Source organism: Desulfobaculum sp. (assembly GCF_054921475.1).
The window spans coordinates 1-9,151 of record NZ_JBUDSW010000144.1 but is presented as its reverse complement, the minus strand read 5'-3'; the positions used below and the strand labels follow the sequence as shown (position 1 = coordinate 9,151).

General features: G+C 61.6%; 8 protein-coding genes. 3 read left to right on the top strand and 5 right to left on the bottom strand.

Annotated elements, in window-relative coordinates:
- Positions 1-26: 26 nt before the first annotated feature.
- Complete coding sequence (locus ACY69P_RS10400) at positions 27-962, bottom strand: DMT family transporter (protein WP_462327415.1); 936 nt, start codon at positions 960-962, stop codon at positions 27-29.
- A gap of 287 nt (positions 963-1,249) precedes the next feature.
- Here ACY69P_RS10400 and ACY69P_RS10395 point away from each other — a divergent pair, with 287 nt between their 5' ends.
- Positions 1,250-1,552, top strand: coding sequence for a hypothetical protein (locus ACY69P_RS10395; RefSeq protein WP_462327414.1), 303 nt, complete (start codon positions 1,250-1,252; stop codon positions 1,550-1,552).
- Positions 1,553-1,730: 178 nt separating this feature from the next.
- Here ACY69P_RS10395 and ACY69P_RS10390 read toward each other — a convergent pair whose 3' ends face one another.
- The 4 genes from ACY69P_RS10390 to ACY69P_RS10375 all read right to left on the bottom strand — a co-directional run bounded on the left by ACY69P_RS10390 (position 1,731) and on the right by ACY69P_RS10375 (position 7,338).
- Positions 1,731-2,951: an HD domain-containing phosphohydrolase gene (locus tag ACY69P_RS10390; RefSeq protein WP_462327413.1), complete on the bottom strand. Its 1,221-nt coding sequence runs from the start codon at positions 2,949-2,951 to the stop codon at positions 1,731-1,733.
- The gene (locus tag ACY69P_RS10385) at positions 2,932-4,155 is read right to left on the bottom strand and encodes an HDOD domain-containing protein (protein WP_462327412.1); all 1,224 of its coding nucleotides are present in this window, start codon (positions 4,153-4,155) and stop codon (positions 2,932-2,934) included. The genes ACY69P_RS10390 and ACY69P_RS10385 overlap by 20 nt, the downstream gene beginning before the upstream one ends.
- Positions 4,156-4,176: 21 nt before the next feature.
- A complete protein-coding gene (locus ACY69P_RS10380) occupies positions 4,177-6,633 on the bottom strand; it encodes a PAS domain S-box protein (protein ID WP_462327411.1) in 2,457 nt (818 codons plus the stop codon).
- 132 nt (positions 6,634-6,765) lie between these two features.
- Positions 6,766-7,338: a manganese efflux pump MntP gene (locus ACY69P_RS10375; RefSeq protein WP_462327410.1), complete on the bottom strand. Its 573-nt coding sequence runs from the start codon at positions 7,336-7,338 to the stop codon at positions 6,766-6,768.
- A 124-nt stretch (positions 7,339-7,462) separates the two neighbouring features.
- Here ACY69P_RS10375 and ACY69P_RS10370 point away from each other — a divergent pair, with 124 nt between their 5' ends.
- Together ACY69P_RS10370 and ACY69P_RS10365 are read left to right on the top strand one after the other, a co-directional pair.
- Positions 7,463-7,957, top strand: a complete 495-nt coding sequence (locus ACY69P_RS10370; RefSeq protein WP_462327409.1) for an arsenate reductase ArsC — start codon at positions 7,463-7,465, stop codon at positions 7,955-7,957.
- A gap of 205 nt (positions 7,958-8,162) precedes the next feature.
- Positions 8,163-9,092, top strand: a complete 930-nt coding sequence (locus ACY69P_RS10365) for a hypothetical protein (RefSeq protein ID WP_462327408.1) — start codon at positions 8,163-8,165, stop codon at positions 9,090-9,092.
- The last annotated feature ends 59 nt before the right edge of the window (positions 9,093-9,151 follow it).

Genomic DNA, 9,151 nt, shown 5'->3' with positions numbered 1-9,151 from the left:
TATGACACGTTACCGCGCCGCTCCAGTCAGCACGCGCGCTGGCGCCGGCGGGGCAACCGGATGGTGCCGGAAAGGATCAGGGTGCTCAGGATGATGAACCCTGCACCAAAAAAGGCCAATCCATCGGGGAATTCCCCAAAGAACAGCATGCCCCATATGGCGGTGAACACCACTTGCAGGCTGCCCGTTGCGGTGGCCGTTCCTGTGGATTCCATAGCCAGTCCGCGCGTCAGGCACATCTGGGCCACCTGCGTCAACACGCCAATGCCCGCCATCATCGTAATTTCCAGCAGGTTTGGCGTTACCCATACCGGCAGGCTGCCAAGCAGCGCGCACGGCACGGACACAATGTACAGATACACCACAATGGTCAGCGGATGTTCGCGCCCGCCAAGGTGGTGCATGCTCACATACGCGCCCGCCACGGACACGGCGGCAAGCAGGGCCACGGCGTAGGCCAGCCCGGAGATTTCCACCGCCCCCGCACCAAAAAGGAACGGCGGCTTGGTCACCAGCACCACGCCCATAAGGCACAGCGGGATGCACAGCATGGCGCGCCTGTCCATCCGCTCGCCAAGGAAGACGAAGGACAGCAGCACCGCGATGACCGGGTTGCAGTAAAAGAGCACAATAGCGTCCGCAAGAGGCATATGCGTGATGGCGTAGAACGACCCGGCAAGGCCGCCAAAGCCCAAAATACCGCGCAGAAGCAGCGGCACATGGTGCGTGCCAATCCACGGCGCGCCGCTGCGGCGCATAAGCCACCAGCACAGCATAATGCCGAACACGCTGCGCCCGAGAACAATCTCAATAAAGGGCAGGCGCTGTCCGGTCGTTTTCACGAGGACGCTGGCCAAACTGAAAAAGACGGTGCCCACGGCGACATACAACACGCCCTTGGACAATCCGCCTTCACGCTGCCCCCCATCCTGATGGAGGGCGTCGGTTGTTTCTATATCCATGTCTATCACTCCACGCGCCCATTTTTGGGCGCAAGAGTCCATATGTAACCACTCCCCCACCCTGTGGCAACAGCCGCAATGGCGCTTTTTCCCCGGTTTGGGGGAGCGGCGGGCAAAAGGGCGGCCGCCCCTTGGCAGGGTTGACCGCGCCTTCGTTGTCCGCAATGATGAGTGCGTACTTGCAGAACCATCACCCGGCCGCTCCGGCGCGCCCTGCCCAAAACAGCAGGCCGCCACACGGCGAACAGCGCGCCACAACAGCCCGGCACGCACAACGCGGAGGATGTATGACCAAGACGTATACCCTTGAAGCCCACTGCCCCCTATGCGGCAAGGACGCCACCCTGCAACTCACCGCCCGCGAACTCAAAGAGCTGGAAGCCTCCCCGGACGACGTCAACAAAGAGCTGACAGGCCGCACGCAGGACAAGCTGGAAGGACGCCCCGCGCGCAAGGAACTGGAAGGCCGCGCACCGCAGGTACAGCTCACCTGCGCCTCCTGCGGCAAACAGCACGTGGAGGACCTGGCAAACACGTGCGCGGAGTGGGACGACTACTGCAACGAAGTCCACCCCATTCAGGAAGTTTAGCCCTTCAAATACACAGCGCCGCACATGGCAGCCCTCTGCTGCGCCATGTGCGGCCTCTTCCATTATGGCCCACGCCCTCAGCCGCCGCGCCCTTCCGCTTTAACGCCCCCCGCCAGCCCGCGCCCGTGCGCATGGCCCCTCGGCGCGGGCACGCCACCGGCGCGCCAGCCTCCACTCATTAGCCGTCTTCGGGCGGCGCCTGCACATCCTCCATGCTTTCGCCGCCTTCTCCACCTTCTTCCTCCCACGGGATAAGCACCTTGACGACATTGCTGATGCCAAAATTCTGGTGGTACTTCTTCAGGTACGCAATGCTCACCCGCGTCATCTCCTGTCCGCGCGCCAGCACGCGGATAAACTTGCCGTTGCGCTCCAGGGTGACGTCCTCGGCCAGCACCATATTTTCCTGCAAATTATCAATCGCCACCTGCCGCACGCAGAAGCGCCCCTCATCACCCAGCAGCTTCTTGAACGCCTCCAAAATCTTGGGGTCGTACCAGCCGCCACGCTTGGTCAACGACGAATAGGCCTCCTGCTTGTCCTGCCCCGCCTGCTGGAGTCTGTCGAAATCAAGCACGATTTTGATAATCCGCGAGCCAAGGGGGATAAGCTCCCCGGCCACGGAGTCCTGCGGCAGGCCTTTGCCGTCAAAGAGCTTGTCCTGATAGGCAATGATGCGCCCCACCTCCTCCATACGCGGAATGCGCGTAACAATGCGGGCGCAGATGTCCGTATGCTCCGAAAACATGGCGTACTCGCCGGGGTTCAGCTGGCGGCCAAGGTTCACGCGGCGCACCAGCTTTTCCGGCAGGGTGATATAGCCCAGCAGCGAAAGCATGGCCGCCGTCTCCGTCCGCCACGGATTGGGGTCCTCCACCATGATGGCCAGCTTGCGCACGTAGGGCGTCATGCGCGATACCTGCCCGAACACATCGGGCCGGATGACGGACATCACATCGCTCAGCATAGCCACACTGCCCTTGAGGGTCTCCTCCAGCAGTTCGCGCTCAGAAATAATAAGCTCGTAGTGCCGCGCGCCATCGGCCAGCGCCCGCACAAGGATTTCCGGCGGGCAAGGCTTGGTGAGCAGGCGAAAGATATTCCCCTCATTCACCGCCTTGATGGCCACGTCCAGCTCCGCATACCCCGTCAGGAGAATGCGCGAGGCATCGGGAAGCATGTCTTTGACCTCGGCAAGAAACTGCAATCCGTCCATGCCGGGCATGCGAAAGTCCGACACCACCACGCTGAACGAGCCTTTCTCCGCGATGGTCCGAAGCGCCAACACCCCACTGTTTGCCGTCTCCACGTCGTAGCGTTTGCGCAGCTGGCGCGAGTAGGCGGCGAGCAGATTTGTGTCGTCATCCACAAAGAGGATTCTATGTTTCTTCGTCGCCATGCTCCTCCCTCTCTTCCGGTGACACCACCAGCTCCTTCCATGCCTCTATCCTGTCGCCAACACCCGCAACGCGCAGGTATTCCTCGTCCAGCTCCGGGATGGCGTAGTTGCTGTGCAGGACATAATACGCATGGTCCAGCCAATTGGCGGCGTGCACCACGCCAACGGTGCTCAGACCGCGCTCCGGATACATGGGCGCGTGATGGAAGGCGATGGATTCCACCACCGCATCCGGCAAGCCCCACAGCCCCATCAGATAGGCCCCCACCTCGGCATGCGTGGTGCCAAAGGTCTCGAATTCCATCCACCGCACCACGCGGTTTTGCTCGCGCACCTGCGTGAGCATGGAGTTGTACCGGTCCGTAAATGTGGACGCGAGGATGAGCTTGCCCACGTCGTGCAGCAGGCCCGCAATAAAGCATTCGTCCTGCATCTTGGCGTCCATTTTTTCCATCGCCGCAATGTCGCGGCACAGGGTGGACACCCGCATGCTATGGTCCCACAGGCCGGACAGCGAATACTGCCGCAGCTCCTCGCTGTGAAATTCCGAAAAGATATTCACGGACAGCACAAGGGCCTTGATGACCTTGAGTCCAAGGAGCGCCACAGCTTGCTCCGGGCTGGAGATATGCCGCGCAAACCCAAAGAACGACGAGTTCACCAGCTTGAGGATTTTGGCGCTCATGGAGATGTCGTGCGAGATAATTTCCCCCACCTTGGCAATGGACGGCTCGGGTTTGTTCATCTCCTCCGTCAGCTGGTGGTATGCCTCGGAAAGCGACGGGAGCGACTCAATGCGCGACACCATCTCGCGCAGGGTGTCCACGGAAACGATGTCCTGCACCTCCAGCGCCTTGGAGATGACATCCTGCAGCTTTTCCGGTGAGCAGGGTTTGGAGACGTACTGATGTGCAGGCAGGACAGAGCGCACCACAAGGTCAAGGTCCGAGTGGCCGGACAGCACAATGCGCGCCACCCCGGGATGGCGCTCCATCACCTCGTGCAGCAGCGCCGCGCCATCCATCATGGGCATGCGCATGTCCGTGACCACCACGTCAAAGTGCTTTTCGTCCAACAGACGAAGCGCCTCCTCGCCGCTGGCAGCGAAGGCCATGTCCCATTCCTGCCGCTTGGGGCGCAGCATGCGCCGCAGCCCCTGCAAGACATTGGACTCGTCATCCACAAAGAGAATCCGTCTGCTCATACGACTGGGTCTCCTTCCGGTCTACTCATCCAAAGGGAGCCAGATGATGAATTCCGCACCTTGGCCCTCCTTGCTTTCCACGGAGAGCCTGCCCCCGTGCTTCTCCACAATAATGCCGTGTGCCATGGCGAGCCCCTGCCCCGTGCCCTTGCCCACCTCCTTGGTGGTAAAGAAGGGATCAAACACCCGCTTGCGCACATCTTCCGGCATGCCGGTGCCCGTATCGCGAAAACGCAGTTCCACGCCGCCATCCGCCTGCGCCGAGGACACAAATATCGTCCCCCGTTCTCCGGTGGCGCCCACCTTGGCCTCTATGGCCTGAGCGGCGTTCACCACAAAATTTAAAAACGCCTGATTCAGCTCCGCCGCGTAACAGGTTACCGGCGGCAGGGCGTCATCAAGGTTGTATTCCACATCCGCCACCTGCTTCCACTCGTTGCTGGCAACGGTGATGGTATTGCGCAGGGCGTCGTTTAAATCCGTGCCCACCTTGCCGCTTTCGCCGGGGTGGGCGAACTTCTTCATGGACTGCACAATGACGGCGATGCGGTCCACACCGTCCAGCGTCTGGTCAATGGCGGCGGGCACTTCCTCCAGCAGGTAGTCCACGTCCGCCTCTTCCATAGTTTCAATCATCTTGCCCGCGGCCTGCGCCCGTTCCTGTTCCGTGCCGCTGGTGCATGTGCTGGACGCCGCGCGGCACGCCGACAGCACGCCAATGACGTCGTCAAACGCGTCCTTAACAAAGCGCAAATTGTCGCTCACATACTGCGCCGGGGTGTTGATTTCATGCGCGATGCCCGCAGCCAACTGACCGATGGACTCCAGCTTCTGCGCCTGCAGGAGTTGGCTCTCCAGCTTTTTGCGCTCCGTCACGTCCATAACCACGGCAAACGCGCCCTCAAATTCCGCCTCCTCCGTAAACAGCGGCGTTGGCGACACAAGGGAGAACACCTCGCGCCCCTCTGGCCCAACCCAGGTCAGCTCAAAGCTCTCGGAGCTGCCCATCTGGCGTTTTTCGTGCTCCTCCAGCATCTTTTCGCGATTCGCCTCATCCAAAAATTCCAAAACCTTTTCGCCCAGCACCTCGGGCCGCGCCTTGCCCAGCATCTCGCACACGCGGCGGTTCACATAGGTGATGCGCAGCTCCGCATCCGTAATAATCAACCCCTCCTGCATGTTTTCCACAAGAGTACGGTTGCGTTCCTCACTGCGCGCCAACTGCTCGGCCACCCGGCGGCTCTCCTGCGCGCTACTGATGACGTCCGCTAAGGCCTCGTACAGCCGCAAATCGCCCTCCGACCACAACACGCCGCCCGTCAGCCGCTCAAAGGTCATGCAGCCAACCCATTTGCCTCCGGTAAACATCGGTACAGCGGCAAGGGCGCTCACCTGCCGTTTTTCCAGCCATTTGCGTTCGCCCCGCGCCTGCTGCGGCACATCATCCAGCGAGGCCAGCACCACCCGCGTCCCCGCCTTAAGCGTGTCGACCCACCACGGAATCACGGACAGCGCCACGTCCCGCGCGGATGCCGGGCACTTCGTGGTCTGCTTTTCGCGCCACGTGTACGACTGCACCATGTGCCGCTCATCCTGCGTCAGCCGGAACACGCAGCACCGGTCCACCTGCGCAAACTCGCCAATCTGTTGCAGCGCGTCGCGGATGACGGCATTGATATCGCTGCCCCTGTCGCTGACAAAGCGCCGCGTCAACTGCGAGACCAGCGCCTCCAGCTTCATGCGGTACTCAAGCCCCCGCACGGCGGCGTCCATTTCCGTGATATCCCGCAGGAAGCCCTCCGCGCAGAAGAATCGCCCCTCGGAATCCTCAAGCCCCCGCGCGTCCATGGACACCAGAATGCGCGTCCCGTCCGCGCGCTGCATCTGGCACTGATAATCGCTCACCACCCCGTCAAGCGCCAAGGCGGCGATGAATTTGTCAAACTCCTCCGGCCGGACGAACATCGCCGACAGCCCGGAAAGCTCCATAACTTTATGGGGAGATGGCAAACCAAGAATCCGCGCAAGGGCTGGATTGGCCCGGAGCACCCGCCCATGCGGGGCGAGGCGGAAGACGCCTTCCTGCGCGTTGTCAATAATGGCGCGGCAGCGGCGCTCACTTTCAATAAGTGTGGCCTCTACCTGCTTGCGGACAGAAATATCATGCACCAGGCACAGCATGGCCTTTTTCTCCCCCCACTTGGCAGGGGAAACGGCAAGCTCCACGTTGTAGACCCGCGAGTCCACCGTGTGCTGGGCCTCCACGGCAAAGGCTCCGCTCTTCCACACATGGCTCAGCGCTTCGGCAGGATACGGGACAATGGCGTCGCCAAACCCAGCAAGGCCATCCGGGTCGTCCTCGCGCAGGCCGTACTGCTCCCGCGCGACGGCATTGGCCCACAGGACAATGCCCTCGCCACTCACAATCATGGCAGGAATAGCGGCGTGTTCCAGAATCGATTCGTCGCGGGGCCTCAACGGGTATGCCTCCCAGTACGCTTCACGCAAAGACAGGACCGGTCAGTGCGGACACACTTCCTAGCATACCTCAAACACCACGCCGGGAGTAGAGGGGAAAGACAAAAATCGGGAGAAGAAAGAAAAGGCGGGCTACAGCAAAGCCGAGAAGACTCCGTGCTCGCGCAGGATGTTCACGCCAATGCCCATCAGGGTGACGCCGCCGACCATACCGGCGTAGCGCCCAAGGCAGCACGACTGCCCAAGGAGACGGCCGCCCCATACGCCAGCGGCAGTAAACACAAACGCCACCACACCAATAATCACTGCGGGTAGAAGGATAGGACGCCCCATCAACGAATAACTGGCGCCCACCGCCAACGCATCAATACTGGTGGCGACAGAGAGCATCACCAGCGACAGCCCGCGCGTCGGGTCGGTGTCCGTGCATTCGCACTCGTCCTTCAAGGCCTCCACAAACATATGCGCGCCAATAAGGAACAACAGGCCAAAAGCGCACCAATGCGCCCAATTCTCAACACCCGCGCGGACGGAAAACCCCATCCACCACCCGGCAACAGGCATCATCGCCTGAAACAGGCCAAAGTGCCACGCAAGGCGCGCCACAGGGCGCCACGACCGGGTGCCCATTCCCGCCCCCGCCGCAACGGACACCGCAAAGGCGTCCATGGCCAGCGCCGCAGCAACTGCAAAAATCTCATACATGTCTCAGGTCTTCCTTATTCCGGATTCCTCACACAGTGTGCTTGACCTAGCTTGCACAGCTTCCCTCCATTTGCAAGGCCGCCCCGTCACAAAGCCGTAACACGGCCTCTGTACCCTCCTGCCCATGAACGTTCCACCATTTCCCATACGCATTTTGTTCCTCTGCACCGGCAACTCCTGCCGCAGCCAGATGGCCGAGGGCTTTGCCCGGCACCTCAAGGCCCCGGTCATCCACGCCCAAAGCGCAGGCATCGTCAAGCACGGCCTCAATCCCCTTGCCGTCCGCGCCATGGCCGACGCCGGAGTGGATATTTCCGGGCAGTCCTCCAAAACCCTTGAGGAACTCCCGGACCTCAATTTTGACTATGTCATCACCCTCTGCGGCAACGCCAAGGAGACCTGCCCCCGCTTTCCCGGACGGGCCACCGTTGTGCACCGCGGGTTTGACGACCCGCCTCAGCTCGCCCAAAACGCCGCAACAGAAGCCGAAGCCCTCGCCCACTACGCCCGCGTCCGGGACGAAATTCGCGCCTTCATCATATCTCTTCCGCAAGCGCTGGACGACATGAAGCAGGCCCTCACCGCCACGCATCTCGTCCCGCCCATTTCCCCTCAATAGCCCCCGCCCGCCACCTCGGCGGGCGGCCCTTTCTGCGCCACCAAAATCCCCCGCAACGCCCACTACATAAGACCTTTTGCATTCACAACCGATATAGGATAACCTACATGGCAAACCTGCCTTCCGGGCGGTTTTTCAGGCCAGAAGCCGCGGCGCTCCCAGCAGCGCCGCCATCGTTCATTCCTCCGTCCGAACTGGAAGAATCATGCCCCAGACCACTGACACGCACACCGCTCCGGCCCTGAGTAACAGCACCATTGCACCGGATACCGCCACCATTCTGCGTGAAGTCAAGCGCCTGCACGCCGACTGCGGCCTCGGGCATCTTCCCAGCATTATCACGGACACCCACGCCACGATTCTGCGCCTGTTCCGCGGCGATATGCCCGGCTACCGCAAAAGCACCGCGCCCTACCACGACTTGGAGCACACCCTCTCCGTCGTGCTCGCCTCCGCGCGCCTTGTGCACGGCATCAGCACCACACGCACCGTGTCCGCCAATCTGTTCACAGTCGCCGTCGTCGCCGCCTATTTCCACGACTCCGGCATGCTGCAGGACGAAACCGACACCAGCGGCACCGGCGCAAAACACACCATCGGGCACGAGGACCGCTCCATCGCCATCATGCGCAGCCTTCTCGCCACACACGCCGTCCCCGCCCACACCTGCGACGCCATCGCCAGCGCCATCGACTGCACACGCCTCGCCCTTACACCAGCAGACATTGCCTTCCCTACAGCGGACGCCAAAGACGCCGGGCTCATCGTCGGATCAGCCGACCTCATCGCCCAACTCGCCGACCGCAAGTACCTCGAAAAACTGCCGCTCCTCTTCAAGGAATTTCAGGAAGCCCGCATCCCCGGCTACGTCACCCAGCGCGACCTGTTCCAAAAAACCGCGCCCTTCTACCACAACGTCGTCCGGCCACGCCTCGACCACGACCTGGGCGCCGTTACACGCTTCATGCGGCTGCACTTCCTCCACCGCTTCGGCCTCGACCACGACCCGTATCAACACGCCATCGACGCCAACCTCGGCCACCTGCGCTACCTCCTCAAAACCTCCGGCCCCAACGACATCACCACCAAACTCCGCCGTAAAAACGACGTGCTGCACGTGAGCGAGACCGTTTAGAAGAAAGAAAGAAAGAAAGGCAGTGCCTCCGGCGGCTCAAGGGTATGATACCCTTGAGA

Coding starts and splice junctions, on each gene's coding strand:
- ACY69P_RS10375 (WP_462327410.1), bottom strand. CDS start 7,338: ATGTATGAGATTTTTGCAGTTGCTGCGGCGCTGGCCATGGACGCCTTT.
- ACY69P_RS10385 (WP_462327412.1), bottom strand. CDS start 4,155: ATGAGCAGACGGATTCTCTTTGTGGATGACGAGTCCAATGTCTTGCAG.
- ACY69P_RS10390 (WP_462327413.1), bottom strand. CDS start 2,951: ATGGCGACGAAGAAACATAGAATCCTCTTTGTGGATGACGACACAAAT.
- ACY69P_RS10365 (WP_462327408.1), top strand. CDS start 8,163: ATGCCCCAGACCACTGACACGCACACCGCTCCGGCCCTGAGTAACAGC.
- ACY69P_RS10370 (WP_462327409.1), top strand. CDS start 7,463: ATGAACGTTCCACCATTTCCCATACGCATTTTGTTCCTCTGCACCGGC.
- ACY69P_RS10400 (WP_462327415.1), bottom strand. CDS start 962: ATGGATATAGAAACAACCGACGCCCTCCATCAGGATGGGGGGCAGCGT.
- ACY69P_RS10395 (WP_462327414.1), top strand. CDS start 1,250: ATGACCAAGACGTATACCCTTGAAGCCCACTGCCCCCTATGCGGCAAG.